The 26243-nt window shown below is 68.2% G+C and carries 27 protein-coding genes; 10 read left to right on the top strand and 17 right to left on the bottom strand.

What is annotated here, in order from left to right:
- Positions 1-117 precede the first annotated feature (117 nt).
- Both ACFQQC_RS04515 and ACFQQC_RS04520 read right to left on the bottom strand, forming a co-directional pair.
- The gene (locus tag ACFQQC_RS04515; protein ID WP_376860099.1) at positions 118-957 is read right to left on the bottom strand and encodes an outer membrane protein; all 840 of its coding nucleotides are present in this window, start codon (positions 955-957) and stop codon (positions 118-120) included.
- A gap of 309 nt (positions 958-1266) precedes the next feature.
- Complete coding sequence (locus tag ACFQQC_RS04520; protein WP_376860100.1) at positions 1267-2406, bottom strand: AI-2E family transporter; 1140 nt, start codon at positions 2404-2406, stop codon at positions 1267-1269.
- A gap of 109 nt (positions 2407-2515) precedes the next feature.
- Between ACFQQC_RS04520 and ACFQQC_RS04525 the strand changes: the two genes are divergently transcribed.
- Positions 2516-4090: a helicase HerA-like domain-containing protein gene (locus ACFQQC_RS04525; protein WP_376860101.1), complete on the top strand. Its 1575-nt coding sequence runs from the start codon at positions 2516-2518 to the stop codon at positions 4088-4090.
- An 8-nt stretch (positions 4091-4098) separates the two neighbouring features.
- On the opposite strand, the gene ACFQQC_RS04530 is transcribed toward ACFQQC_RS04525, so the two are convergent.
- Positions 4099-4509 (bottom strand): metallopeptidase family protein, encoded by a 411-nt coding sequence (locus ACFQQC_RS04530; protein WP_376860103.1) that lies wholly within the window; start codon positions 4507-4509, stop codon positions 4099-4101.
- Between the two features lie 180 nt (positions 4510-4689).
- On the opposite strand from ACFQQC_RS04530, the gene ACFQQC_RS04535 reads away from it, so the two are divergent.
- From ACFQQC_RS04535 to ACFQQC_RS04545, 3 genes are all read left to right on the top strand, one after another.
- Entirely contained in the window at positions 4690-7020 is a 2331-nt protein-coding gene (locus ACFQQC_RS04535; RefSeq protein ID WP_376860105.1) for an ATP-binding protein, read from the top strand.
- 86 nt (positions 7021-7106) lie between these two features.
- On the top strand, positions 7107-7961 hold the full coding sequence (locus ACFQQC_RS04540) for an HAD family hydrolase (RefSeq protein ID WP_376860107.1): 855 nt from the start codon (positions 7107-7109) through the stop codon (positions 7959-7961).
- A 72-nt stretch (positions 7962-8033) separates the two neighbouring features.
- Positions 8034-8996 carry an acyl-CoA thioester hydrolase/BAAT C-terminal domain-containing protein gene (locus tag ACFQQC_RS04545; RefSeq protein WP_376860109.1) on the top strand — a complete coding sequence of 321 codons (963 nt, stop codon included), beginning with the start codon at positions 8034-8036 and terminating at the stop codon, positions 8994-8996.
- Here the strand turns inward: ACFQQC_RS04545 and ACFQQC_RS04550 are convergent.
- The 7 genes from ACFQQC_RS04550 to sdhC form a co-directional block, all read right to left on the bottom strand.
- On the bottom strand, positions 8993-9316 hold the full coding sequence (locus tag ACFQQC_RS04550) for a PilZ domain-containing protein (protein WP_376860111.1): 324 nt from the start codon (positions 9314-9316) through the stop codon (positions 8993-8995). The genes ACFQQC_RS04545 and ACFQQC_RS04550 overlap by 4 nt on opposite strands.
- A 78-nt stretch (positions 9317-9394) precedes the next feature.
- On the bottom strand, positions 9395-9715 hold the full coding sequence (locus ACFQQC_RS04555; RefSeq protein WP_376860113.1) for a 2Fe-2S iron-sulfur cluster-binding protein: 321 nt from the start codon (positions 9713-9715) through the stop codon (positions 9395-9397).
- Between the two features lie 18 nt (positions 9716-9733).
- Complete coding sequence (locus ACFQQC_RS04560) at positions 9734-10075, bottom strand: gamma-glutamylcyclotransferase family protein (RefSeq protein WP_376860115.1); 342 nt, start codon at positions 10073-10075, stop codon at positions 9734-9736.
- 5 nt (positions 10076-10080) lie between these two features.
- Positions 10081-10884, bottom strand: coding sequence for a succinate dehydrogenase iron-sulfur subunit (locus ACFQQC_RS04565; protein ID WP_376860117.1), 804 nt, complete (start codon positions 10882-10884; stop codon positions 10081-10083).
- Entirely contained in the window at positions 10884-12668 is a 1785-nt protein-coding gene (gene sdhA / locus ACFQQC_RS04570; RefSeq protein ID WP_376860119.1) for a succinate dehydrogenase flavoprotein subunit, read from the bottom strand. The genes ACFQQC_RS04565 and sdhA overlap by 1 nt, the downstream gene beginning before the upstream one ends.
- A gap of 3 nt (positions 12669-12671) precedes the next feature.
- Positions 12672-13076, bottom strand: a complete 405-nt coding sequence (sdhD, locus tag ACFQQC_RS04575; protein WP_376860120.1) for a succinate dehydrogenase, hydrophobic membrane anchor protein — start codon at positions 13074-13076, stop codon at positions 12672-12674.
- On the bottom strand, positions 13073-13534 hold the full coding sequence (gene sdhC, locus ACFQQC_RS04580; RefSeq protein ID WP_376860122.1) for a succinate dehydrogenase, cytochrome b556 subunit: 462 nt from the start codon (positions 13532-13534) through the stop codon (positions 13073-13075). The genes sdhD and sdhC overlap by 4 nt, the downstream gene beginning before the upstream one ends.
- Before the next feature lie 207 nt (positions 13535-13741).
- Here sdhC and ACFQQC_RS04585 point away from each other — a divergent pair, with 207 nt between their 5' ends.
- A complete protein-coding gene (locus tag ACFQQC_RS04585; RefSeq protein WP_376860124.1) occupies positions 13742-14290 on the top strand; it encodes a hypothetical protein in 549 nt (182 codons plus the stop codon).
- Positions 14291-14296: 6 nt separating this feature from the next.
- On the opposite strand, the gene ACFQQC_RS04590 is transcribed toward ACFQQC_RS04585, so the two are convergent.
- Positions 14297-14719 carry an HIT domain-containing protein gene (locus tag ACFQQC_RS04590; RefSeq protein WP_376860126.1) on the bottom strand — a complete coding sequence of 141 codons (423 nt, stop codon included), beginning with the start codon at positions 14717-14719 and terminating at the stop codon, positions 14297-14299.
- Between the two features lie 44 nt (positions 14720-14763).
- Positions 14764-15675 (bottom strand): SIMPL domain-containing protein, encoded by a 912-nt coding sequence (locus ACFQQC_RS04595; RefSeq protein ID WP_376860128.1) that lies wholly within the window; start codon positions 15673-15675, stop codon positions 14764-14766.
- Positions 15676-15906: 231 nt separating this feature from the next.
- Between ACFQQC_RS04595 and ACFQQC_RS04600 the strand changes: the two genes are divergently transcribed.
- Positions 15907-16461: a peroxiredoxin gene (locus ACFQQC_RS04600; RefSeq protein ID WP_376860130.1), complete on the top strand. Its 555-nt coding sequence runs from the start codon at positions 15907-15909 to the stop codon at positions 16459-16461.
- Between the two features lie 202 nt (positions 16462-16663).
- Entirely contained in the window at positions 16664-17197 is a 534-nt protein-coding gene (locus ACFQQC_RS04605) for a carboxymuconolactone decarboxylase family protein (RefSeq protein ID WP_376860132.1), read from the top strand.
- On the opposite strand, the gene ACFQQC_RS04610 is transcribed toward ACFQQC_RS04605, so the two are convergent.
- Positions 17194-17988 carry a LytTR family DNA-binding domain-containing protein gene (locus ACFQQC_RS04610; protein WP_376860134.1) on the bottom strand — a complete coding sequence of 265 codons (795 nt, stop codon included), beginning with the start codon at positions 17986-17988 and terminating at the stop codon, positions 17194-17196. The genes ACFQQC_RS04605 and ACFQQC_RS04610 overlap by 4 nt on opposite strands.
- Before the next feature lie 104 nt (positions 17989-18092).
- Between ACFQQC_RS04610 and ACFQQC_RS04615 the strand changes: the two genes are divergently transcribed.
- A complete protein-coding gene (locus tag ACFQQC_RS04615) occupies positions 18093-18731 on the top strand; it encodes a DUF2306 domain-containing protein (protein WP_376860136.1) in 639 nt (212 codons plus the stop codon).
- Here ACFQQC_RS04615 and ACFQQC_RS04620 read toward each other — a convergent pair.
- Together ACFQQC_RS04620 and ACFQQC_RS04625 are read right to left on the bottom strand one after the other, a co-directional pair.
- Positions 18670-19230: an SRPBCC domain-containing protein gene (locus ACFQQC_RS04620; protein ID WP_376860138.1), complete on the bottom strand. Its 561-nt coding sequence runs from the start codon at positions 19228-19230 to the stop codon at positions 18670-18672. The two genes, ACFQQC_RS04615 and ACFQQC_RS04620, sit on opposite strands and share 62 nt — an antisense overlap.
- Before the next feature lie 49 nt (positions 19231-19279).
- Positions 19280-20134 carry a glutamate racemase gene (locus ACFQQC_RS04625; RefSeq protein WP_376860140.1) on the bottom strand — a complete coding sequence of 285 codons (855 nt, stop codon included), beginning with the start codon at positions 20132-20134 and terminating at the stop codon, positions 19280-19282.
- 121 nt (positions 20135-20255) lie between these two features.
- On the opposite strand from ACFQQC_RS04625, the gene ACFQQC_RS04630 reads away from it, so the two are divergent.
- Entirely contained in the window at positions 20256-22427 is a 2172-nt protein-coding gene (locus ACFQQC_RS04630) for a M3 family metallopeptidase (RefSeq protein WP_376860142.1), read from the top strand.
- Between the two features lie 62 nt (positions 22428-22489).
- Here ACFQQC_RS04630 and ACFQQC_RS04635 read toward each other — a convergent pair whose 3' ends face one another.
- Positions 22490-22789 (bottom strand): UrcA family protein, encoded by a 300-nt coding sequence (locus ACFQQC_RS04635; protein WP_376860144.1) that lies wholly within the window; start codon positions 22787-22789, stop codon positions 22490-22492.
- Positions 22790-22923: 134 nt separating this feature from the next.
- Positions 22924-25620: a phosphoenolpyruvate carboxylase gene (gene ppc, locus ACFQQC_RS04640; protein ID WP_376860146.1), complete on the bottom strand. Its 2697-nt coding sequence runs from the start codon at positions 25618-25620 to the stop codon at positions 22924-22926.
- A 163-nt stretch (positions 25621-25783) separates the two neighbouring features.
- Between ppc and ACFQQC_RS04645 the strand changes: the two genes are divergently transcribed.
- A complete protein-coding gene (locus tag ACFQQC_RS04645) occupies positions 25784-26173 on the top strand; it encodes a hypothetical protein (protein ID WP_376860148.1) in 390 nt (129 codons plus the stop codon).
- The last annotated feature ends 70 nt before the right edge of the window (positions 26174-26243 follow it).

A 26243-nucleotide genomic window follows, 5' to 3' on the forward strand; every position in this document is an offset into this window, starting at 1 on the left:
GTCCAGCCTGTCCGGGTCCACTAGGCCAGCCCGATGGCGGCGGGAACCCCCTAAAACGATGACGCCGGCCCCTTTGCAGGAACCGGCGTCGATTATCAGTGATCAGTCAGGAGCCGATCAGAAGCGAACGTTCATACCGATGCGGAAGGCGTGCAGCTCCATCTCGTCACTGCTGCGCGCGATGTCCGTGCCCGCGGTGTTCGGCGCCAGGATGAAGGGGTTGGTCGCCGGGGTCGTGCCGTTGTTGCCGGCCCGGACGACGTAATCGCCGGTGTTGAGCGAGGTGTAGAGGTACTCGCCCGTCACCGACAGGTTCCGCGCCAGGCGCCATTCCAGACCGGCGCCGGCCTGCCAGCCATCGGCGTCGTCTTCATCCGTCATGGTGGTGAAGCTGTTGGCGGTGTTGGTGGTCGAGAAGCTGTTCTTGACGCCGGCATAGGCGGCGCCGCCGGTCGCATAGACCAGGGCCGGCCCCATGGCGTAGCCGACCCGGGCGCGGATGGCGGCCATGTCGTTCACTTCGCGATTGAAGACGTAGTTGGCCGGGGTGCTGCTGAAGCCGGTCGCGGTGTCCGAGAGATTGACCCCGCTCCACTCGGCGACGACGCCGGCCACGATCGAGCCGAACTGCCAGTCATAGCCGCCGCGAATGGAGCCCTCGACGCCGGTGTCATCGCCCAGACAGCCGGTCACGGCCTCATTGCTCTGGGCGCGACCGCCGCAGAAGCCGGGCGCGAAGGCGTCGGCGCCGCCCGAGGTGGTGACCGTCTCGCCGAAGGTTCCGTCCAGGTTCCGGTCGAAGACGAGGGTTTCGCCGTCGTTTTCCTTGTTGTCGACCGCGCCGCCGTAGATGCCGATGTACGGGCCGCTCCAGTCGGGCGCGGACTGGGCGAGGGCGGGGGCGGCGACGCCTGCGGTCAGGAGCGACAGGGCGGCTGCGGGAAGAAGATAATTCATGGGGGCTTTCCGGAATGAGAAGCAGTTTCGGCCCCCGCCGCGCAGACCAAACGGCGGAGCTAGCGTCCTGTTCCAGTGAAGGTTTGCGACGTTTTGGCGCCTGTGGCCAAAAAGGCGCGGTTCTGATCCAGGCCCTGAAACGAACAAGGCCGCCGAACTTGCGTTCGGCGGCCTGCTTCGGATCGGCGCCCAGGAGGGGGGAGGGTTGGCGCCGATCTCTTCAACCGCGGGCTTGGGGGGAGGGGAGGGCCCGCGGCGACAGGGGGGAGATAGGCGCCGGTTGTGGCCAATCAAGGGCGCGGATAAGGCTCAATCCGCCTTTGTCTGCGGCGGGTTGACGCGTCTGCGTTTCGGCTTGGGTGTCAGTTCGGCTTTTTCGTCCTGGGCGTAGGGCTCGCCGTCGCCGGACAGCAGGATCGCCATCCAGCGGGAGCCCTTGAATTCGGCCAGGATCGCCATTGCCATCACCGCCAGCGGGGTGGACAGGAACATGCCCACCACGCCCCAGACCTTGCCCCAGAAGGCCAGGGCCAGCAGCACCACCACCGGATCGATATTCTGGTTGTCGCCCTGCATGCGCGGCTGGATGAAGTTGCCGCTGATGAACAGGATGGCCTGCAGGCCGCCCAACAGGATGGCGGCGGGCCAGTAGCTCTCGAACTGGACGAGGGCGAACAGGGGCGGGGCCAGACCCGCGATGGCGCCGCCCAGCACCGGAATGAACCCGACGATGAAGATGACGAAGGTCCAGAACTCGGCGTTCTGGAGCCCGACGATGCGCATCAGGATCCAGGCCGCGGCGCAGATCATCACCCCGGTGACGGTCTGGACCCACAGATAGCCCTCGACCCCGCCGCGCACGCGCTGGAAGACCTCCAGCGCCTCGGCCCGGGCGGTGCGGTCCGGGAACATATTGACCAGCTTGCGCCGGAAGCCGTTCTGCGAGGCCAGCAGGAAGCCGAGGTAGATCATCACGAAGATGGCGCCGGTGACCACGCCCTGGGCCTGGCCGGCGATGGTCATCAGATAGCCGCGCACGTCGATCTGGTTGATGAGGTCAGTGGTGGTCGGCGGATTGGTCACCCCCACCAGGGCCGAGCCGTCGCGCAGAATCTGGTCCAGACGCGGGCCGATATTGGCCGACACGCCCGAGGCGTCGGTGAAGAAGCCGTAGGCCCCGTTCACGATGAAGGCGATCGAGGCGATGAAGCCCAAGACGACCAGAAGCAGGGCGGCGATGCCCGCCAGGTGGCCGGGCAGGTTGGTGCGGTGCTCGATGGTCCGCTTCACCCCGTCGATCATGATCAGCAGGAAGATCGCCATCGCCAGCGGAGTCAGGATGTCGGCCATCCAGTAGACGGCGGCGCCCACCCCCACGACGGCGAGCGCCACCAGCGCATTGCGGGCCACGGCGGAGGTCGGAACGGCGATCGGCGGTTTCATCGGCATATGGTCAAGGTCTCTCCGAACGGCGTCAATCGCATGGCCGTGAAATCGCGCCCTTGAACGGCGGCGCTGACCGGTGGAGCATGAGCGCGCCCCCCACTGCGGAGTTCCCATGTCCGACACCGGCGTCTTCCTCGGCCAATCGCCCGACAAGCCTGAAGTCCTGCTCTACGGCCGCGCCAACCGGCACGGCGTCGTCGCCGGCGCGACCGGCACCGGCAAGACGGTGACCCTGCAGATCATGGCGCAGGGCTTTTCCGACGCGGGCGTCCCCGTCTTCTGCGCCGACGTAAAGGGCGACCTGTCGGGCATCGCTGTGCCCGGATCGCCGAACGAGAAGCTGCTGGCCCGCGCCCAGTCGATGGGGCTGACGCTCGATCCCAGGGCCGCGCCGGTCGTCTTCTGGGACCTGTACGGCCAGAAGGGCCACCCGATCCGCACCACCGTCAGCGAGATCGGGCCGCTGCTGCTGGCCCGGATGCTGAACCTGAACGACGTGCAGGAAGGCGTGCTGTCGGTGGTCTTCCACGTCGCCGACAAGGAGGGCCTGCTGCTGCTCGACCTCGACGACCTGCGCGCGATGCTGGTCTATGTGGGCGAGAACGCCGAGCGGATCGGGCGCGAGGTGGGCAATGTGGCCCCGGCCAGCATCGCCGCCATCCAGCGCTCGCTGCTGCAGCTGGAGCAACAGGGCGGCGACGCCTTCTTCGGCGAACCGGCCCTGCGGCTGGAGGACATGCTGCGCACCGGTCTGGACGGCCGGGGGCAGGTCAATGTGCTGGACGCGACCAAGCTGATGAACAGCCCGCGCCTGTACGCCGCCTTCCTGCTGTGGCTGCTGTCCGAGCTGTTCGAGCAACTGCCCGAGGTCGGCGATCCCGAGAAGCCGCGACTGGTCTTCTTCTTCGATGAGGCCCACCTGCTGTTCAACGACACCCCGCCCGCCCTGCGCGAGAAGGTGGAGCAGGTGGTGCGTCTGATCCGCTCCAAGGGCGTCGGCGTCTATTTCGTCACCCAGAACCCGGCCGACATTCCCGACAGCGTGCTGGCCCAGCTGGGCAACCGCATCCAGCACGCCCTGCGCGCCTATACGCCGTCGGAACAGAAGGGTCTGAAGGCCGCCTCGCAGAGCTTCCGGCCCAATCCGGCGTTCGATACGGCCGAGTGCATCCAGGGACTGGGCGTGGGCGAGGCCCTGGTCTCGACCCTGGACGAGAAGGGCGCGCCCAATATCGTTGGCCGCACCGCCATCCGCCCGCCCGCCTCGCGACTGGGTCCGGCGACGGACGCCGAGCGGGCGCAGATCATGGCCGCCAGCCCGGTGCGCGGGCTCTACGATACGGTGGTTGATCGGGAGTCCGCCGAGGAGATCCTCGCCGCCCGCCGGGGCGAGGCCGATCAGGCCGCCGCTGACGCCAAGCTTGCGGAGGCCCGGGCCAAGGCGGACGCCGCCGCTGCGAAGGAGGCCGAAAAGGCCGCAGCCGCCCATGCCAAGGAACAGGCGCGCCAGCAGGCCCAGTATGAACGCGAGGCCGCCCGCTCACGGACCCCGGCGCGCGCTCCGGCTCGCCGTTCGACCCGCGAGACGCCGGTGGAGGCCATGACCAAATCCGTGCTGAGGACCGCCGGGTCGACGCTGACGCGCGAACTCCTGCGCGGCCTGCTGGGCGGGCTGAAGCGGCGGTAGACGCCGGATCAGTCCGCTTCGTCCTCGATGTGATGGATCTGGTCGTCGTCGAGGCCGAAGTGGTGGCCGATCTCGTGGATCAGGACGTGGGCGATGATCTCGCTCAGGCCCACGTCGCCGCGCTCGCACCATTCATCGAGGATCGGGCGGCGGTACAGGAAGATGCGCGACGGCTCGGCGGCCGGGCCCATGCTGTCACGCAGGCCGATATCGAGGCCGTGATACAGGCCGGTCAGCTCGAACGGGTCTTCCATGCCGAAGCCCGCGAGCACCTCCTCGCTGGCGAAATCATCAACGCGGATCACCACATCACCCGCCAGCCCCTTGAAGGGCTCGGGCAGGTCGTCGAACGCGGCCTTGGCCAGCCGGGCGAAGTCCTCGAGGGACGGGGCGAGTTGGTCGGACCAGATGGAGGACATGGCCGATTAAGTGAGCAGGCAGCAGGCAGCAGGCAACAGGAAAGGCGATTGTCGCTTTCGTCCAGAGCGTCGCACCCTGCTGCCTGCTGCCTGCTGCCTGCTGCCTGCTGCCTTACGCCCTAGCTCCTCGCCCGCCATGCGTTATGGTTACCGAATCAAGGCGGGAGCTGATCGAACACCATGGCCGAGGCGGATATCGCCTATGTCGCGACCGCGGGCGCCGCGGGTCTCGCCCTGGCGCTCAGCGCCTGGGCCGCGCGGCTGCGCGGGCGTCTGGCCGAGCGCAACACCGCGCTGGAGGCCGCCATGCAGCGGGCCCATGCCGACCTGTCGGCCCGTGACGGCGCGCTTGCGGCCTTCGAGGATGTTCGTGTCGCCCTGACGCCGGGCGGCGGGGCCGATCGGCTGGGCTCGCCGGCGACCTGGGATCTGATTGTCCGTGACCTCACCAAGAGCGCCGAGGGCCTGGCCGACGATCCGGCCTATGTCGTGCTGGACGCCGTTCGCGCCGCCGCCGGACCGCGGCTGGACGGGCTGATCGAACGGGGCGAGGCGTTCGACGCCGTGCTGGAAGGTGAATCCGGCGCCTGGGCCGTCGAGGGCCGCAGTTCTGCCGGGGCCGCCTGGCTGCGGCTGTCGCGGCTCGGCCTGATCGGCACCGCGGCCGAAAGCGGGCTCGGACTGCTGGCGGACTATTACCCCGCCCCGACCTGGGTGGTCGATGCGGGCGGGCGGCTGGCCTGGACCAACCGCGCCTGGCTGGCGGAGATGAAGGTCGAAACGGTCGAGGCCGCGCGCGACAAGGGGCTGACCTTTGACCGGGGCGCCGACGCCATCGTCGCCGAGGCCGGTCGCCTGCATCAGCGTCAGGAAGGCTTCCGCTGGACCACGGGCGGCGGTCGTCGCCGCGCCTGGCGGATCGTGGCCGAGCCGGCGCCCGGCGGCGGCGTGCTGGCCTTCGCCCTGGACATGACCGAGGCCGAGGAGACGCGCGACACCCTGCGTCGTCACGTCGAGGCCCATGACGAGACCCTGAACCACATCGCCGACGCGGTCGCGATCTTCGGCCCGTCCAAGCGGTTGGCCTTCCACAACACTGCCTTCCAGCAGATGTTCAGCGTCGATCCCGGCTATCTGGACGAACGCCCGACCCACGCCGAGCTGCTGGATCGCCTGCGTCAGCGCCGCCTGCTGCCCGAAGTGATCGACTATGCGGGCTGGAAGGCGCGCGAACTGGACTTCTACGGCGCCGCCGCCGCCGCGCCGGATGACAGCTGGTCGCTTCCGGACGGGCGCACCCTGCGCGTCGTGCGCCAGCCGCACCCGCTGGGCGGCGTCCTGCTGCTGTTCTCGGACATCACCGACGAGCTGAAGCTGCGCAGCCGTTTCAACGCCCAGCTCCAGGTCCAGACGGCCACTCTCGACAAGCTGAACGACGCTGTGGCCGTGTTCGGCTCGGACGGCCGCATCCGCCTGCACAACGAGGCGTTCGAGAGCTTCTGGAGCGTGACCGGCGAACAGCTGCGCGCGGCCGGCGATTTCGACGCCGTCGCCGCCCTCTGCCAGAAGACCATGCCGGACCAGAGCCTGTGGCTGGGCCTCAAGGCGCGCGTCGCCGATCCGGACCCGGAAAGCCGTGTGCCGATCTCGGGCGAGGGCCGCACCGCCGACGGCCGCGTCGCCGCCTGGCAGACCCGCCCCCTGCCGGACGGCGCCACCCTGGTCGCCTTCTCGGATGTGACCGCCCGTCGCGAGCTGGAGCAGGCCCTGGCCGCCAAGGCCCAGGCGCTGGAGGAAGCCACGGCCCTGAAGCGGGAATTCGTCGGCAGCGTCTCCTATGAGCTGCGCACCCCGCTGACGACCATCGTCGGCTACTCGGAGCTTCTGGAGCTGCAGGGCGAACTGCCCGAGCGCAGCCGCCAGCACGCCGGCGCCATCCGCGTCGCCGCCAGCCAGCTGGCGACCTCCATCGATGATGTTCTGGACATGGCCCAGATCGACGCCGGGGAGATGGAGCTGACCCTCGGCGATGTTCGCGTCTGCGATCTGCTGGATGCCGCCGCCGACAAGGTGCGCGCCCGGATCGAGGGGCGTGGCGCGACCCTGAGCGTCGCCTGTCCCGCCGGCCTGCGCCCGATCCGCGCCGACGCCCAGCGGGTCGGTCAGGCGCTGGAGCATCTGCTGGACAACGCCGCCCGCGCGGTGGGCGAGGGCGGGTCGGTCAGTCTGGTCGCCGAAGGTTCGCCGTCCGAGGTCCGCATCCGCGTCGAGGACAGCGGTCGGGGCATCCCCTATCACCTGCAGGCCCACGTCTTTGACCGGTTCGTCCGGCGCGAGCGGGGCGGTCCGGGCGTCGGTCTGGCGCTGGTCAAGGCGCTGGTCGAGCTGCACGGCGGCTGGGCCGAGGTGGAAAGCGAGCCCGGCAAGGGCGCCGCCTTCATTCTGCACCTTCCGCTGGAGGCCGCCGGCGCCGCGGTCGCCCCGGAGCTGCATCTGGGGGCCGGCTTCTAGGGATCAGGTTTCAGGGGAGGCTTTGACAGGGGGGCCGCGTTTACCTACGCCCCTAGAACCTGAATCCCCAAAGCCTAGAACCTCCCATGGCCAAGCTGCTCAAGACCGCCCTCATCTATGACTTCGACGGCACCCTCGCCCGGGGGAATATGCAGGAGGTCAGCTTCATCCCGTCGGTGGGCATGGGCATTGGCGACTTCTGGGGGGAGGCCGAGGCCCTGACCCGCGAGGCCGATGGCGACGGCATTCTGATGTACATGCAGCTGATGCTGCAGCACGCCCGTCAGAACGGCGCGCCGATCACCCGCGAGGGGCTGCGCGAGCACGGTCAGGACGTGAAGCTGTTCGACGGCCTGAAGAGCGATCTGACCGGCAAGGGCTGGTTCGAGCGCATCAACGAGAAGGGCCGGGAGTACGGCCTGGATATCGAGCACTACATCGTCTCGGCCGGGCTGGAAGAGATGATCGACGGCTGCCCGATCCGCGACGAGTTCCACCACGTGTTCGCGTCCAAGTTCGTCTACGACAAGGACGGCGTGGCCATCTGGCCGGCGGTGGGCGTCAACTACACGACCAAGACCCAGTATCTGTTCCGCATCAACAAGGGCGTGCTGAACCACTGGGAGCACGACAAGATCAACAAATTCATGCCGGACGACGCCCGTCCGATTCCGTTCGAGCGGATGATCTTCCTGGGCGACGGGGACACCGACGTCCCGACCATGAAGATGATGCACACCAAGGGCGGCTTCTCGATCGCGGTCTATGACCCGCGCAATTCCGAGAAGGACCAGAAGAAGATCTACTCCCTGATCTCCGAGGACCGCGTGAATTTCGTCGCCGCGGCCGACTATCGCGAGGGCTCGCCGCTGGACCTGATCGTGAAGGGTCTGATCGGACGGATCGCCATCAACGCCGGGACCATGCCCGAGGGCGTCTGAACGCCGCATCCAATTCGGTGATCGGTGACGACTACCCTCATGAAGGCGGATGAGCCGCCGGGGGAGACGTCCATGCTGAACCGACTGACCGCCCTGCTGACCCTGATCGCCGCGCTCCTGTTCGCAGGCGCGGTCGCGGCGCAGGAGGTGACCCAACGGCCTGTCGCGGGCTTCCCGCATGCGGTCCTCTACACCGTGGGCGACCAGCCGAAGCCGGTGGTGGTCATCCTTCACGGCGCCGACGGCAATGACGAGGCCGGCGCCCGCTTCGGCCCGATCCTCGCGCGGATGGGCTACGCCGCTGTCGGCCTGCCCTACTATTCGCCGAACTGGGGCGACTACGGTCCGCCGCCGAAATTCCCGGACCTGCCGGGCAGCTTCATCGACATTCGCGTCGACCAGCTCGCCGATCTGCGCGAGGCCCTGCGGGGCATGCCGGGCGCGGATGTCGAGCGCTTCGGCCTGTTCGGCGCCTCCAAGGGGGCCGAGTTCGCCCTGATCGCCGGCAGTCGCTATCCGTGGATCGACAGCATTGTCGCCTATGCGCCGACCGATTTGGTCTGGGAGGGCTGGGGTCTTGAGATGGTCGAGGCCGAGGGCACGCGTTCATCCTTCTCGTTCGATGGCCAGCCCCTGCCCTTCACGCCCTATCGCGGCTTTGTCGAGGGCCTGCTGGCCGGGCCGGCGGCGGACCTGCGCGCCATCCATGAAAACGGCCGGGCCGATCACCCGGAGAAGGCTGCGGCGGCGCGCATCCCCGTCGAAAACTATCCCGGCGCCCTGCTGTTGATCGCCGGTGGTCGCGACGCCCAGTGGAACGCCGCTGACGCCGCGGCGGCGATCGAGGCCCGCCGGTCAGAGGCCGGTCTGCAGACCACGGCCCTGATCTACTTGGAAGCGGGTCACGATCTGGTCGGGGACGGCGGGGTGCGTCAGGTGGAGCGCAGCGGCGGCTCGCCGGAAGCGGATGCGGCGGCGCGTCAGGACGCCTGGCCGAAGGTCGTCGCCTTCATGGCCGAGACGCTGGCGAACTAGCGTCCGCCGGCCCGCAGGTACGCCGCCCGGGCTGCGGCGAGGCGCGAGGGGGTCAGGCCGCGCAGGCTGGCCTGACCCGTCCGCCTGAAGCCGGCTTCCTGTCCCTTCGCCCAGGCGACCTCGGCCTCTATGGCCACGCCCTGGGCGATGTCGACGATCTGCACCTGTTTCGGCAGGGCCAGATTGCGGTCCAGCCGCACCTTCAGCCCCGCGCCCGACACATCCGTGATCAGGCAGGGCATCTCCAGACCGGGCGCAACCACGACACCCCGCGCGTTGGCGGGCGAACGCGGTTCAAAGCGGCGATCCTGAAAACTCATGGGATGATAGTGACCGGCGGACGGTTTCGATCCGGGTGAACGCTGAAGCTGTACCGTTTTGTTCCCGGCGGGAAGGCCTCAGTGCTGGCTTTCCGGCAGGCGGACGATCAGGCCGTCCAGATCGTCGGTCACCCGGATCTGGCAGGACAGCCGGCTGTTCGGCTGGACGTTCTCGGCGAAGTCCAGCATCGACTCCTCCATGGCCGACGGACGACCCGTCTCGGCCGCGAAGGCTTCGTCGACATAGACGTGGCAGGTGGCGCAGGCGCAGGCGCCGCCGCAGTCGGCGTCGATGCCCGGGACATTGTTCCGGATCGCGCCTTCCATGACGCTGAGGCCGTTCTTGACCTCGACCGCATGCTCGCGGCCGTCGTGTTCGATGTAGGTGATCTTCGCCATGGGTGGGCTGCTATCAGACTATGACCGGGCGACATAGACCCAGGCGTCCTGCCCGGATTCCAGCGTCACGCGGATGCGGTGGTAGTCATCGACCTCGTAGTCGTCGGCGGCGCGAAGCTCGGCGTCGGTGATGCGGAAGACCGTGCCGTCGATCCGGCCCGAGCCGTCCGCGGTCGGGCGGACGATCGGGTGGTGGGTCAGGCCGCTTTCGGCCAGCACCTCCGGATCGGTGATCTCGACCAGGGTCTGGGCATAGCCCGGCAGGGCGTCCGCCGAACCCTCCAGCCGACGCCCGAAGTTCGCCTCCTGCACCCGCGGATCCTGGAGGGTGCCGTAGGAGAAGAGGAGAACTTCGGTCATCCGGTTCAGGCCGAGGCCTTTTCCTTCTTGCGGCTCGGCGAGACCATCAGCTTCTTGGTCTCGGCGATCGCCTTGGCCGGGTTCAGCCCCTTCGGGCAGACCTGGGCGCAGTTCATGATCGTGTGGCAGCGATAGAGCTTGAACGGATCCTCGAGGTCGTCGAGGCGCTTGTCCGTCGCGTCATCGCGGCTGTCGGCGATCCAGCGGTACGACTGCAGCAGGGCGGCCGGGCCGATGTACTCTTCCTGGTTCCACCAGTAGCTGGGGCACGAGGTCGAGCAGCAGGCGCACAGGATGCATTCGTACAGGCCGTCCAGTTTGGCGCGGTCTTCCGGCGACTGCAGGCGCTCCGTGGTCGGATCGGGTTCGTCCGACTGCAGATAGGGCTGGATCGAGTCGTACTGGGCGTAGAACAGGCTCAGGTCGGTCACCAGATCCTTGACCACCGGCTGGTGCGGCAGCGGCCCGATCGAGATGGTGTCCGAGGCGCACTCGTCCATGCCCTTGGTGCAGGCTAGGGTGTTGCGCCCGTCGATGGTCATCGAGCAGGAGCCGCAGATGCCCTCTCGGCACGACCGGCGGAAGGCCAGGGTCGGGTCGATCTCGTTCTTGATGTGGATCAGGGCGTCCAGCAGCATCGGGCCGTGTTCGTCGGCCGAGACCTCGAAGGTGTCCCAGCGCGGATCGGCGTCGACCTCGGGGTCGTACCGATAGACCTTGTAGGTCTTGACGTTCTTGGCCCCGGCCGGGGCCTTGTGGACCTTGCCGGTGGTGGGCTTGGAGCCACGGGGGAGAGCAAGCTGGACCATTAGTACACCCGCGCCTTGGGTTCGATGTACGAGACCTCTTCGGACATCGTGTAATTATGCACCGGACGGTAGTCGATCTTCACCGCGTCGCCGGGGGTCTTCCAGGCGAGGGTGTGCTTCATCCAGTTCGTGTCGTCGCGATCCGGATAGTCCTCGCGGGCGTGGGCGCCGCGCGATTCCGTCCGGTTCAGGGCGCCCTCGATGGTGACCAGCGCCTGGTCGATCAGGTTGTCGTACTCGAGGGTCTCGACCAGATCGGTGTTCCAGATCAGGCCGCGATCGGTGGTCTTGATGTCGTCGCCGGCGGCGTGGATGGCGCGCAGCTTCTGGACGCCTTCCTCCAGCGTCTTGCCGGTGCGGAACACCGCGGCGTCCGACTGCATGGCGCGTTGCATCTCGATGCGCAGCTTGGCGGTCGGGGTCGAGCCGTTGGCGAAGCGGAAGCGGTCCAGACGGGCCAGGTGGGCGTCGGTGGTCGAGGCCGGGGCGTCCGGCACCTTCGAGGCCTTGTCGACGACTTCGCCGGTGCGCAGGCCGGCGGCGCGACCGAACACGACCAGGTCGGTCAGCGAGTTTGAGCCCAGACGGTTGGCGCCGTGCACCGAAACGCAGGCGGCCTCGCCCACGGCCATCAGGCCCGGAACCACGCTGTCGGGGTTGCCGTCGCGCAGGGTCAGGACCTCGCCGTGATAGTTCGTCGGGATACCGCCCATGTTGTAGTGGACGGTCGGCAGGACCGGGATCGGCGCCTTGGTGACATCGACGCCGGCGAAGATCTTGGCCGATTCCGAAATGCCCGGCAGGCGCTGGTGCAGGATCGCCGGATCGAGGTGATCCAGGTGCAGGAAGATGTGGTCCTTGTTCGGGCCCACGCCGCGACCTTCGCGGATCTCGATGGTCATGGAGCGGCTGACCATGTCGCGCGGTGCCAGATCCTTCACGGTCGGCGCATAGCGCTCCATGAAGCGCTCGCCTTCCGAGTTGGTCAGATAGCCGCCTTCACCGCGGGCGCCTTCGGTGATCAGGCAGCCGGCGCCGTAGATGCCGGTCGGGTGGAACTGCACGAACTCCATGTCCTGACAGGGCAGGCCGGCGCGCAGCACCATGGCGTTGCCGTCGCCGGTGCAGGTGTGGGCCGAGGTGGCCGAGAAGTAGGCGCGGCCGTAACCGCCGGTGGCCAGGATGACCATCTTGGCGCGGAAGCGGTGCAGGGTGCCGTCGTCCAGCTTCAGCGCCGTCAGGCCGGTGCAGACGCCGTCCTGCATGATCAGGTCCAGGCCGAAATACTCGACGAAGAACTCGACTTCGCGACGGACCGACTGACCATAGAGGGTGTGCAGGATGGCGTGGCCGGTGCGGTCGGCGGCGGCGCAGGTGCGCTGCACCGGGCCTTCGCCGTAGTTGCGGGTCATGCCGCCGAAGGCGCGCTGGTAGATCTTGCCTTCCTCGGTGCGCGAGAAGGGCACGCCCCAGTGTTCCAGCTCGTAGACCGCCTTGGGGGCCTCGCGGACCAGATATTCGATGGCGTCCTGGTCGCCCAGCCAGTCCGACCCCTTCACGGTGTCGTACATGTGCCATTTCCACGAGTCCTCGCCCATGTTGCCGAGCGAGGCGGAGATGCCGCCCTGCGCCGCGACGGTGTGCGAGCGGGTCGGGAAGACCTTGGTCACGCAGGCGACCTTCAGGCCCTGCTGGGCGGCGCCCAAGGCGGCGCGGAGGCCCGAGCCGCCGGCGCCGAGAACGACCACGTCATATTCGTGATCGACGAATTCGTAAGCAGCCACCGATCAGGCTCCGATACCGGCCGGGAGCGGGGCCGAACCCAGCGCCAGACGCACGATGAAGAAGACGCTGGCCGCGGCCAGAGCGAAGAAGACGAGGTTGACCAGCACCAGCGACAGGGTCTTGGCCCCGGCGGTGTGGACGTAGTCCTCGACGATCACCTTCCAGGCCAGGGCGGCGAAGGTGCAGAAGATCACCACGGTGGCGATCAGCAGGCCCGCGTTCAGCGGGTTGGTGAACCAGCCGGCGACGGCGGCGTAGTCGGCGCCGGCCAGGCTGAAGCCGGTCGCGACGACCCACAGGCCCAGCGGCATCAGCAGCAGAAGGCAGACGCGCTCCAGCGCCCACTCGCCCGCGCCGTGACGCTCGGAAATCTTGACGTTGTTCTTGAACTTGGCCGCACCGCTCACAGCGAAACCCTCCCGGTCGCGAACAGGACCACCCAGAACAGCACCGCCAGCGGGATCGGGCCCCACACCGCGATGTTCGACAGCAGGTTGGCCGACTTCAGCGTCAGGCCGTTGCCGGTGTCGTTGATCAGGTGGCGACCGCCGTTGAGGACGAAGGAGAACAGGACCACCGTCAGGCCGAAGCCGATGAACAGGCCGAAGGGCGAGCCGGCGCAGGCCGCGACCTTGGCGTAGGTCTCGGGCCCGGAGGCCACGGCGGCCAGCCAGCCCAGGGCGAACAGGGCGCCGAAGCTGGCCGCGCCGATGGTGACGCGGAACAGGATCGAGGCCGTCATGGTGACGTGCCAGCGCCAGGTCTGCAGGTGGGGCGAGAGCGGCCGGACACGGCCATTGGGCTGACGCACGAACCGGCCGGTGCGGTCGGTCGTCTGGTCGCCCGTCGTTGGGGAGCTCGACATTGCGAATGGTTCTCAAAAAACCTGAGCGAAAACAGTCGCTCGAAGATTGGTGCACAGGCTTTAGTCAGCGCGGGCGGGAGGGTCAACGCGGCCAAGGTCGACAACTGCACTGTGTGGCGCCGTTGCGTCCCCTTCCGGGTCATCACGATTTCGAGCGCGGGCAATCTGTAGTAGCTTTGGAAACCTTCTCACGGCAGCCTTGGGCACATGACAGGCCTCATCGTCTTCGCATTCGCGGGCGCGCTCCTGCCGCAGTCCGCCCCGCATCCCTCGTCGCAGGTTCTCTATTCCGCGCCTGCGATCCGTCCGTTCGAGCCGAATGCGAGCTTCCAGCGCGAGAACGCGCAGGGGGACGGCGAAGACAGCCGGCGTCACGCTCTGGAGATTCCGGTGTCGGTGGACGCCTATGCGCGGTCCTATGAGTTCGTGCCGACCTCGGTCGAACTGGCCTATAATCGCGGCGTCAACAGCGCCGAGCAACGCGTCGATCAGAACGCCGGTCCCCTGGACGGCAGCTGGCAGGTGTCGGATGACCGCGGCCATGTCCTGTTCGGCCTGGTCCTGAGCGATCCGCGCGGCGGCGCCACCGAAGGCGGCTGGCGCAACAGGGAAGGATTCGGCGTGGCGACCGCCAATGGCCGCACCATCACGCTTGAGGACATGGGCGTCCTGACCCTGGACCGTCAGGGCAACGGCTGGCGCGGAACCCTGGCGTCGAACGGCCGCTCCCGCGCGGTGACCGTCACCCGGCCCTGATCCGGCTTACTGTTCCAGCCTGAGGCGCGACACCGCCGCCTGCAGCCCCGACGCGCCATAGGGCGTGGCCGGGCCGCGTCCCCAGACCGGGTCGGGCCACAGCAAATCGTCGTGGCGGCGACCGACGACGTGGACGTGAAGCTGGGCCGTCACATTCCCGATGGCGCCGACGTTCAGCTTCTGGATCGGTCGCCCGGCGGCCTCGCCCAGCATCCGCACCGCGTCGCCGGCCCGCAGGATTTCGTCCATCAGGGTCGCGCGATCGCCGGGCGCCAGATCTTCCAGCTCATGCAGGCCGGTCCGGCGAGGGATGAGGATCAGCCACGGAAAGCGGCTGTCGTCCTGCAATCTCACCTGACAGAGCGGCCAGTCGAGGGCGATGACGGACCCGGCGTCGAAGGCGGGGTCGGCTTTGAAGTCAGCGGACATGACGCCTCGGTCGCGCGGACGGGCCGAGGCGTCAAGCCGTGTCGTCAGTTCAGGGCATAGACCACGCACGCGCGGTCCGTCAGTTCACGCAGCGGCGGCTGCAGCGCCAGTCGGGCGGCCTCGATCTCCACCTCGGTCGGACCGATCACGTCCGGACGCGGCGGAGCGGGTGGCGCAGGGGCGGGCGCGCCTCGCGCCGTCACCCGGCTCCCCGTCACCACGACATCGCTGCTGTCCACCGTGGTCGCGATCTCGCCGCCGCCATAGGACGGCCAGCCGGCCAGCACATCCGTCTCGCAGGCACGGCCGCTAGGGTCGATCACCTGCACCCGGCCCAGGCTGGTCCCGGCGTTGGAGGCGGCCTCGCGGGCCCGTCGGGCGGCATCCTTGATCGCCTCGCCATGCAACCAGGTCTTCAGGGCGTTGTCGGGGTCCAGGTTATAGCGCACGGAACTGACCGAGGTCGGGCTGCTGGCGGTGACGGTGGCGTAGACCCGTTCCAGCACCGAGATGTCCCGGATCATCAGCGACACGGTGGCGTCCGCCTGATAGCGGGCGATCCGGTCTGCGCGGGTGTTGTCGCGCATCACCCCGTTCTCGTCGCGATACTGGTCGTAGATCGGACGGGTCATGATTGTGGTCTCGACGCGCACCACCTCCGGCCCGTAGGCGCCGAGAGTCTGGCTGAGCGCGCGGATCTGGTCGGCGGCCTTTCTCGCGGCCTCGGCGGCGCTGCGGTCGATGGCCTGGAAGCTGGCGGTGAAGGCGGCGCGGTTGGCGGGCACTTCGGTGCGGACCTGCCCGACGGATGCAATGACCGGATCACGCATCCACCAGGGTGCGGGCACATAGCGGTCGCCGATCGAGGCGGGCGGGACCTGGGCGTGGGCGAGGGTCGGCGCGGCGAGGGGCGAAAGGGTCGCCATGGCGACGAGGGCGGCGGTCAGTCGATGCATTCCGGAACTCCCTGTTACCGGCCCAGCCTGTCCGACGACGGGCGCGGGGTAAAGCGAAAGGCCAGCGCCATCAGGTCTCGTCAGGCCTATGAGTGGAATAAGAAAAATCTATAGAAAATGAGTACATCAAACGATTGACTTTGTGCAGCGCAACGGCCATTTCGCGTCTGCGGCGCCGCTCCTCCGGCGCTCCGGATTTCCAAACTTCAAGCTCTATCCAGGAGAACAGCGATGCTGGGCGTCGGTCAAAAACTGCCGGAATTCAAGATCATTGGCGTGAAGCCGGGCTTCAACAGCCACGAAGAAGGCGGCGTCTCGGCCTTCGAGCCGATCAACAACGAGAGCTTTGAAGGCAAGTGGAAGGTCATCTTCTTCTATCCGAAGGACTTCACCTTCGTCTGCCCGACCGAAATCGCCGAATTCGCCAAGCTCGGTAAGGACTTCGAGGACCGCGACACCGTCGTCCTCGGCGGCTCGACCGACAACGAGTTCGTCAAGCTGGCCTGGCGCCGTGACCACGCCGACCTGAACGCCCTGCCGATCTGGCAGTTCGCCGACAACGGCGGCAAGTTCGCCCGCGAACTGGGCGTCCTGAACGAGGAAGAGGGCGTCGCTCTGCGCGCCACCTTCGTGGTCGACCCGCACAACGTCGTCCAGCACGTCTACGTCACCAACCTGAACGTGGGTCGCGCCCCGGCCGACACCCTGCGTGTCGTCGACGCCCTGCAGACCGACGAACTGTGCGCCTGCAACCGCCCGGTGGGCGGCGACACGCTCGCTGCGTAAAGGCGGCGTACCGAGAGGTGGGAGGCGGTGGCGTTTGTATCGCCGCCTTTCCACCGCTCGCTTCTTTTTGGGCGCTATGCTCGGCTCGCGGAGCCTCGCGACTTGAGCGCGGACGCGCCCGGCGATTTCCACAATCCAGACGGTTCAAGCAGCGAGCGACCGCGTCGCGAGCGGTAGCCGTTTCCCGAAGGGAACCTGAACAATGTCCATCGACGCCCTGCGTGACCTGATCCCGGCCTACGCCAAGGACATTTCCCTGAACCTGTCGTCGCTGGCCGGCGAGACCGTTCTGAACGACCAGCAGAAGTGGGGCTGCTTCCTGGCCTCGGCCCACGCCATCGGCGTCGGCCCGGTGGTCAAGGCCATCGAGGCCCAGGCCGCGACCATCCTGTCGCCGGAAGCCCTGAACGCCGCCAAGTCGGCGGCCGCCATCATGGGCATGAACAACATCTACTACCGCGCCCTGCACCTGATGAAGAACCAGGAGTACACGACGCTCCCGGCCAAGCTGCGCATGAACGTCATCGCCAATCCGGGCGTCGACAAGATGGACTTCGAGCTGTGGTCGACCGCCGTCTCGGCCATCAACGGCTGCGGCGCCTGCATGGACGCCCACGAGAGCGAACTGCGCAAGCACGGCGTGCCGAACACCCAGGTCCAGGCCGCCCTGCGCATCGGCGCGGTCGTCCACGCCGCCAGCCGCATCATCGCCTCGGAAACGGCGCTGGCGAACTAACCTTCTGCAAGACTGACGGGGGCGGCCCAGTCCGTCCCCTTCAGGGCGGCGGCGTAGGTGCGGCTGACCGGGGCGACGGCGCCGTCCGACAGGACCAGCTCGCCCCGTCCGGCTTTCCAGCGGGCGGTCTCGACCGCGCCGCGGGCCACCCACCATGAGCGATGGGTCTGGAAGCCGTCGCAATCGACCAGCGCATCCAGCGCATCGCCGAAGCGCATCAGCACCAGATCGGAGCCGGCCTCTGTGCGGACGCGCAGATAGTGGTCCTCGGCCTCGACAGCGATCAGTCGGGAGCGGGCGAGGCGGGGCGGCAATTTCGCCCGGATGGCCTGCGGAGGGGCGACGTCGGGCGTGAGCTTCGCAGGGCGGCGGAAAGCCGTCCGAATGATCCAGGCCAATCCGATCACAGCGATATTGACGGTGATGACGCTGGGCAGGGTCCAGTACAGCCGCTCGACGCGGAAGGGATCGGCCCACAGACACATCGGCAGAATGGCGATCCAGAGCGTGATCGGCGGTGTCATGGCGACCAGCTGCGCCAGGACGAAGAGGCGAGGCCGTCCGGCCGACAGCCGGGCCACCAAGGGCTCGATCAGGGCGGCGATGACGCCCCCGCCGACGAGCGCGGCGATCCAGTAGGCGTAGCGCGGAAGCGCCGGAATTTCTTCGGAGTCGAAGGCCGAGGTGGCGGCCAGAAACAGCCCCAGCAGCAACAGGCCGATCAGTTCGAGCCACCCGGATCGACCGATCCGCAGTCGCTCCCGCCACCGTTCTGCGCGCTTGCCCGTCACGTCCCGCTCCGTTCGCGAAGCAGATCAGGCCGTTCGCGAAACGGAAGCTGCACGGGCCGCGCAGCCGGTTCAAGCGGAGGCTTCCCATTCCCGGAGAAGCCCCTATGGCGCGCATCGCGACGACGACCCTCTTCAGCCTTCTGGCCCTGCTGTGCCTTGCGGTCGCCCTGTTCAGCGCCCGTTTCTTCCTGCCGACACCCTTTATGGCCGAGGGCATGGCGGGGCATCTTCAGGCGCGACCTGCTGTTCTTCTGGCTCACATCGGCGGAGGCGTTGCCGCGCTGGCGCTGGGGACGTTCCAACTGGTGACTTGGCGGGGGCCGCGCCGGACCTGGCATCGGCTCGCGGGCCGGATCTATGTGGCGGCCTGCCTGATCGGCGCGGTCGCGGGTCTGGGGCTGGCGCTGACCAGCCCGGCAGGGCCCGTGGCGAGCATCGCCTTCGCCCTCCTGGCCGTCTGCTGGTTCACGACCACCCTGATGGGCTGGCGCAAGGCGGTGACGGGTGACTTCGCCCAGCATCGTCGCTGGATGCTGCGCAGCCTCTCCCTGACCTTTGCGGCCGTGACCCTGCGGATCATGATTCCGCTGGCGGAGATCTGGCGTCTGGACTTCGCGGTCGCCTATCCGGCCATCGCTGTCCTGTGCTGGGTTCCCAACCTGCTGCTGATGGAGCTCTGGCTCAGGGTGTGGGGCTGGGAGGCGCGTCTGCCGGCGCCTCTCCGTAATGCAGGAAATGGGTGAACCGGCCGTACTGGCCGCGCATGACCCCGTCCACGCCGTCGGCCCAGGCGCCGACGCCCTCGCCGCGCACGACATAGGTGATGACCAGACGCCAACCGCCGCCTCCCGGCGCTCCGGTCCAGCCGATGCTCCAGCGGGCCAGGGTCGTCTTACCCTTCAGCGGTCCCAACGGCGCGTCCAGCAGGACGCCCGTCTCCGGATCGGCCTCCACGACCCGGCCATGCTCGAAGGCGGTCCCGTCGGCCAGCCGCTCGCAGAAGCAGCCGCCGGGCGTGAGCGACAGCGTCATGTTGGACGCGTCGCCGCTGTAGGTGTGGGCGCTGTTCCACCACTGGCCGATCTCGCCCAGCGCGGTCCACATGTCCTCGGGCGGGGATTCCAGATCGATCTCGTAGCGCAGGACGAAATGATCGGCGTCGCGCTCAATCACTTGCGCCGTCGCGGGCAGGGCGATGAGTGAGGCCGCGAAGGCGCAGGCCGCCAGCAGTGATTTCAGCATGAACCTTCCTCCCGACCGCAGTGGCCGCCGATCAGGCGGCCGCGTCAAGTCAGGCGGACTGGAAGCTGAGGGGCGCGCCCCAGAACTGGCTGACGCGGTCCGACTGCGGCCCGGGGGCGCCGGTGGTCAGGAAGTCGCGACGACCCGAACCGCCCAGCGCATACTCCGGGTGACGCTCGAAATAGCGCTCCAGCGCATCCGCCACGGCGGCGGGCTGATGGATGATGGCGGTCTCCGGCGGCAGGGCCGCGGCGAAGATGTCGGCCACGATCTCATAGTGGGTGCAGCCCAGGATGGCCTTGTCGGGATGGCGGCCGATCCGACGGCGCAGGGCGTCGACGTGATCGCGGACGACGACTTCCAGCTCTTCCTGCGGGGCGCCCAGTTCGATCAGGCCCGCCAGACCGGGGCAGGGCTCGGAGAAGACGGCCAGATCCTCGCGACGCTTGTCGATCTCGATCTCATAGACCCGGCTCATGGCCGTGGCGGCGGTGCAGAAGACGCCGTTGACCGCGATGGCCTCGACCTTCTCGCCCTCGTTCCGCTCGGCCTCATAGGTCCAGGGCAGGCCGGTCGCCGCCTCGATGGTCGGGACGATGATGCCCAGCACATTGACCGGACGACCGTGGCGCGCCCGCGCCTCGGGCACCCAGGTCTGCTGCAGGCGACGCAGGGCGATGGCGCTGGCGGTGTTGCAGGCCAGGACGATGACATTGGCTCCGGCCTCGAACAGGCGTTCGCAGCCCGCGCGGGTCAGCTCGACGATCTCCTCGCCGCCGCGCCCGCCGTAGGGGGCGTTGGCCTGATCAGCCAGATAGACGAAATCCCGCTCGGGGAAGCGTCGGGTCAGTTCACGGTGGACGGTCAGCCCGCCCACGCCGGAGTCAAAAACGCCAATGGCCATGGGGCGATTTAGCCGCGCCGCTTCTCGCCGTCCATGGCTGGAGGTTACACGGCGTTCATGTGACAGTCCGCCCGCCCCGGGCCTAGGGTCCGGGGAAACGAAGCGACGCTACGGAGTTCCCATGCACAGACGCCAACTTCTCATCGCCGGAGGCAGCCTCATGGCCCTCACCGCCACTGCAGGCTGCGCCACGACCGGCGGCGCCGGCTCTGCCGGAAGCATGGCGCAAGACGCCCGCATCGCCCGCGCCGTTCTGCCCGTCCAGACCCCTCGCGCCGAGTTGCTGCAGGTCTGGACCGGCCCCTATGAAGGCGTGCCCCCGTGGGACAAGGTCACCGCGCCCAAGCTGCGCGAGGCCATCCTGGAAGGCATCGAACTGCGCCGCGCCGAGATCAATGCGATCGCGAACAACCCCGACGCCCCGACCTTCGCCAACACCTCGGTCGCCATGCAGATGGCGGGTGAGCCGCTGGGTCGCGCCATGGCCCTGTTCGGCGTGATGACCTCCAACATCGGCTCGGCCGACTATCAGGCGCTGGACCGCGAGGTTTCGCCACTGCTGTCGGCCGCCGGTGACGAGATCACCTTCAATGAGACCCTGTTCAACCGCATCAAGACGGTCGCGGACAATGCCGGCGCCGCCGGCCTGACCGCCGAACAGACCCGCATCGTGACCCGCAGCCGCGACGCCTACATCCGAGGCGGCGCCGCGCTGGACGCCACGAAGAAGGCCGAGCTGGGTCGCATCAACACCGCCCTGTCGAACGCCTTCACCAGCTTCGGCCAGAAGGTCGTGGCCGACGAGAACACCTGGACCGTCATCCCGACCGAGGCCGGGGTCGCCGGCCTTCCGGACTCGAACAAGGCCGCCGCCGCCGCCGCCGCGCGCAGCCGCAATGTTCAGGGCTGGGCCATCGTCAACACCCGCTCGAGCGTCGATCCCTTCCTGACCTTCGGCGACGACCGCGCCCAGCGCGAGATCGTCTGGCGGAAGTTCGTGAACCGCGGCGACAACGGCGACGCCAACGATACCAATGCGACCATCGCCGAGATCGTCCGTCTGCGCGATCAGCGCGCCAAGCTGCTGGGCTATCGCAACCACGCTGAACTGCGCATGCAGGACACCATGGCCAAGACCCCGGCGGCGGCCAGCGATCTGATGAACCGCGTCTGGGCTCCGGCCAAGGCCCGGGTGGCCGAGGAAGTGGCGGACATGCGCGCCATCGCCGGCCACGACATCGAGCCGTGGGACTATCTGTACTACGCCGAGAAGGTGAAGAAGCAGAAGTACGACCTCGATCAGAACGAGCTGAAGCCCTACTTCGAACTCGGCGCGGTCAAGCGCGGCGCCTTCTACATGGCCGAGCGTCTGTACGGTCTGGAGTTCAAGGCTCTGCCCAAGGGCACGGTTCCGGGCTTTACCCCGGACGTCGAGGTGTTCGAGGTCACCGACAAGGCGAGCGGCCGCAACGTTGGCCTGTTCTACTCGGACGACTTCGCCCGCGCGGGCAAGCGTTCGGGCGCCTGGGCGACCAGCTACCGCTCGCACTCGACCTACGACGGCCGCAAGAACGTCCTGTCGTCGAACAACAACAACTTCACCAAGCCGGGTGAAGGCGAGCCGCTGCTGATCTCGCTGGACGACGCCGAGACCCTGTTCCACGAGTTCGGCCACGCCCTGCACTCGCTGAACTCGACCGTGAACTACCCGGCGCTGGGCGGCACGCCGCGCGACTTCGTGGAATATCCGTCGCAGGTGCACGAGCACTGGGTGCTGTCGCGCCCGATCCTCGACGGCTTCATGAAGCACTACCAGACCGGCGAGCCCATGCCGCAGGCGCTGGTGGACAAGGTCGAGCGCGCCTCCACCTTCAATCAGGGCTATGCGACGGTCAGCTACCTGTCCTCGGCCCTGGTCGACATGGACCTGCACACGCAAGCCACACCGCCGACCGACATCGACGCCTTCGAGCGCGACAGCCTGGCGCGCTACGGCATGCCGAAGGAGATCGTGATGCGGCACCGCCTGCCGCAGTTCAATCACCTGTTCACGTCCGACGCCTACTCGGCCGGCTACTACAGCTATCTGTGGTCGGAAGTGATGGACGCCGACACCTGGGCCTACTTCGAGGAGTCGGGGGACGTCTTCAATCCGGAGATCGGCCGTCGCTACAAGGAGATCATCCTGGCGCCGGGCAACACCACGGATCGCGCCGACGCCTATCGCGCCTTCCGCGGTCGCGATCCGGACGTCAGCGCCCTGCTGAAGGTCCGGGGCTTCCCGACCAACTGAGGCGCCTGAACGACAAGGCCCCGCGGAGCAATCCGCGGGGCCTTTTTGTTTCCGATCGAGACCTAGTAGGCGACCGCGCCGCGGCTGGCCGCGTAGTCGACCTGGAGGGCGGCGGGCAGCTGGCGGACGGCTTCACGGCGGACAGCGGCTTCGCAGACGGTGCGGTCGCTGATGTTGCTGCCCGGGCGACGGGCGCCCCGGCACAGGCCGCGGGCGGCGCTGTCGACGCGCTGGTCGAAGGCGGCGGCGCCGGTCGAGGTGGCGAGGTTGAGGTCGCCGAAGGCGATGCGCGCTTCCTGGGCGGAGGCGGCGCCGGCGGTGGCGAGAACGAGAATGGCGGTCAGGGAAGCGAGGGTCTTCATGGCGGTCTCCTGAGGAGCGCTGCATCGCTCGGGGGCGGCGACCGTGACCGTATCGTCCCCGGCTGTTTCAGCCGCGTGAGACTTCGGCGGCGAAATCGCGACGCCGCATTAATTCGCCGAAACCTGATCGCCGATCAGCCGCTGTTGCGCAGCCCCGCCGCCACGCCGTTCAGCGCCAGCAGGATGCCCTCGCGGACGCGGGGATCGTCATCCCCCGCCCGACGCCGCCGGATCAGCTCGATCTGCACATGGTTCAGCGGCTCGACATAGGGCATGCGCAGGCGGATCAGCCGGTCCAGTTCGGGCTGGCCCCCCAGCAGGGCGGATTGCCCGGTGATGGCCAGCACAGCCGCCTCCGTCCGGTCCCACTCGGCCCGGATCGCCGAGAAGACCCGATCCGCCAGGGCGGCGTCGGGCACCAGGGTGGCGTAGCGGCGGGCGATGGTCATGTCGGCCTTGGCCATGACCATCTCCATGTTCTGGATCAGGGTGCGGAAGAAGGGCCAGTCGCGATGCATGGCCTGAAGCTCCTCGACCGACACCCCCTCGATGGCCGAACCGAAACCGAACCAGCCCGGCAGCATGACCCGGCTCTGACTCCAGCTGAACACCCAGGGAATGGCGCGCAGATCCTCGATGGCGGTCGAGGTGGTGCGCGAGGCCGGGCGCGAGCCGATCTTCAGATCGGCGATCTCGGCGATCGGGGTGGCGGCGCGGAAATAATCGACGAAGCCCTCCGTCTCATAGACCAGCGCCCGGTAGGCGTTCATCGAGGCCTGCGAGAGTCTGGACAGGGTCGCGCCGTGCTTCGCGGTCAGCGCGGCGTCCGGCGGCGGCGCCAGCGAGGCCAGCAGCACGCCGCAGGTCAGGGCGTCGAGGTTGCGGCGCGCCACCTCGGGCTCGCCGTACTTGTTGGCGATGACCTCGCCCTGCTCCGTCACGCGGATGCGGCCCGCGACCGTGCCCTGCGGCTGGCCCAGCACGGCGGAGAAGCTGGAGCCGCCGCCCCGGCCCACGGCGCCGCCCCGGCCGTGGAACAGCTGCAGACGCAGCCCGGCCTTGTCCGTGACCTCCAGCAGGGCGCGCGACGCCTCGTGCAACTCCCAGGTCGAGGTCAGGTAGGAGCCGTCCTTGTTGGAGTCCGAATAGCCGATCATCACCTCCTGCACCCCGCGCGCCCTGGCGACGGCGAGGGCCGAAGGCTCCCTCAGCAGGCGCTCCAGCGTCGGCTTCGCGGCGCGCAGGTCGCCGATGGTCTCGAACAGGGGCGCGGCCTGAATCGGGCAGGTCTCGGGCGCTTCGGGCCGGAACAGTCCGACTTCCTTGAGCAGCAGATAGACCTCCAGCAGGTCCGAGGCCGCGTCGGTCTTGGAGACGATGTGGGTGCGGATCGCCTGCGGTCCGAACAGGCGCAGGGCCTCGGCCGCCGCCTGCAGGATGCCGCGCTCCTTCAGCGTCTCCTCGGCATAGGTCTCATAGGGGTTGAACAGCAGACGGCCTGACGCCAGCTCGCCGGCCAGAACCGTCAGCCGGGCCTCCTCGTCCAGCGCCGAATAGTCTTCCGCGACCCCGGCGACCTTCAGCAGGTCGGCCACGACCCGCTCATGCACATCGGAGTTCTGACGCAGGTCCAGCGTCGCCATGTGGAAGCCGAAGACGTCGGCGGCGGTGATCAGTCGGGCCAGCCGGTCGTCGGCGAAAACCGCGCCGTGGTTGGCGATGAGACTGTCCTGCAGGACGGCGAGGTCGGCGCGGAAGGCGTCGGGGCCATCATAGGGCTCAGCCTCGAAGGCGGCGGCGCGGGGTGCGGGCTGACCGGTCAGAACCGGATGGGTCGCCGCCAGCCGGGCGTAGATCTGGCTCAGCACCCGGCGATACGGTTCGTCGGCCCGGTGCTGGGAGTGGTCTCCGGACACTCCCGCCAGTTCCGCGAGTTCCGGCGAGATGACGCTCATCGAGCCGGACAGGCTCAGCTCGGCGCCGAGGGCGTTCACCTCCTCCAGATAGAAGCGCAGCACCGCGCGGGCCTGCGTCCGGAAGGCGGCGGTCAGCACCTCGCCGTTGACGTTGGGATTGCCGTCCCGGTCGCCGCCGACCCAGGTGCCGATGCGGATGAAGGGCTCCAGATCGGGCGCGTCCAGCCGCTTGCGCCAGTCGGCCAACTGGGCCGGGGCGACGTGCAGGAAGATGCGTTCGAGGAAGGAGACGACGGTGTCGATCTCGTCCTGCACCACCAGCCCGGCCTGCCGCACCAGTCGCGTGGCCCACAGGATGGTGGTCTGGCGGCGCAGGCCCGCATCGCGCGCTTCGAGATCGCAGGCCGGGCCGTTCTGGTCGCAGGCGTCCAGCAGGTCCGAGACGGCGGCGATGCGGTCGATCACGCTCTTTCGCCGGACCTCCGATGGGTGGGCGGTCAGAACCGGCGAGATCAGGGCCGTCTTCAGCAGCGCCCGCGCGTCTCCGGCGGACTGGCCGGCGGCCTTCAGACGTTCCAGCGCCCCCTCCGGCGTGTCGGGCCGCGCGCCCTCGGCGGTCTGTTCCCGCGCCCGCCGTTTGCCCGCCCGGTCCTCAGCGACATTGGCCAGCAGGGAGAAGACCGCGAAGCCGTGGGCCAGCCCGACCGCCTGATCCAGCGACAGCTCGCCCAGCAGGCTTTCCAGCAGCTGGGCGTCCTTCTCCCCGGCGTCCCGGTGCCAGGCGACCGAGGCCTGACGCACCGTCTCGATGCGGTCGTAGAGTTCGCGCCCGCCCTCGGCGAGGATCACCTCGCCCAGCAGCCCTCCCAGCAGGCGGACTTCATCGCGCAACCGGTCGTCGGCGGCCTGGATCATGGATGTCTCTTTCAGCGGGGAGGCCGCGAGCGTCACCGTATCAGGGGTTTTGGAACTGGCCATGCCAGACCCCAACGCCGAAACCGAAAGTGTGTTCGGCGCGCCGTTTGCACCATCTCCTCGCAAGTCGCGGCCTTACAGCCGCCTCCACAGAGGAAATGTCATGTCCATTTCGTTGGTTAGCGGCTTTCTTGGCAACATCGCCGGCCTGACGGGTACGGATTCGACCCGGCAGAAATCGCCTGTCGAACAGCTTTCGGCCATCGACACGGCCCGTTCCGACTTTGATGCGATCCGCGAGAAGGGCCTCAGCGAATGGGCCCGCGAGCAGAAGATGGAGGCGCTGAAGGCGAAGCTGCGCGACGAGGTTCTGTCCAGCAAGGGCCTGACCGAGGACGGCGTCGCCGCCCTGCCGGAGCAGCAGCGCAACTCCGTCGAGGACGAGATCGCCCGGCTGATCCAGCAGAAGATGGAAGAGACGATGCAGCGCCAGATGCAGGACGCCGTCCGCACCGGAAAGACCGAGGCGGTCCTTCTGGACATCATGGTCTGAGGCCGGTCTCGCCTCCCGAGTCGACAAACGCTCGACTTTCCGCCATAAGCCGCCGCTTCCGACGCAAGTG

It is taken from the genome of Brevundimonas sp. GCM10030266, from assembly GCF_042666595.1.
In the GTDB taxonomy this organism is placed as follows: Bacteria; Pseudomonadota; Alphaproteobacteria; order Caulobacterales; family Caulobacteraceae; genus Brevundimonas.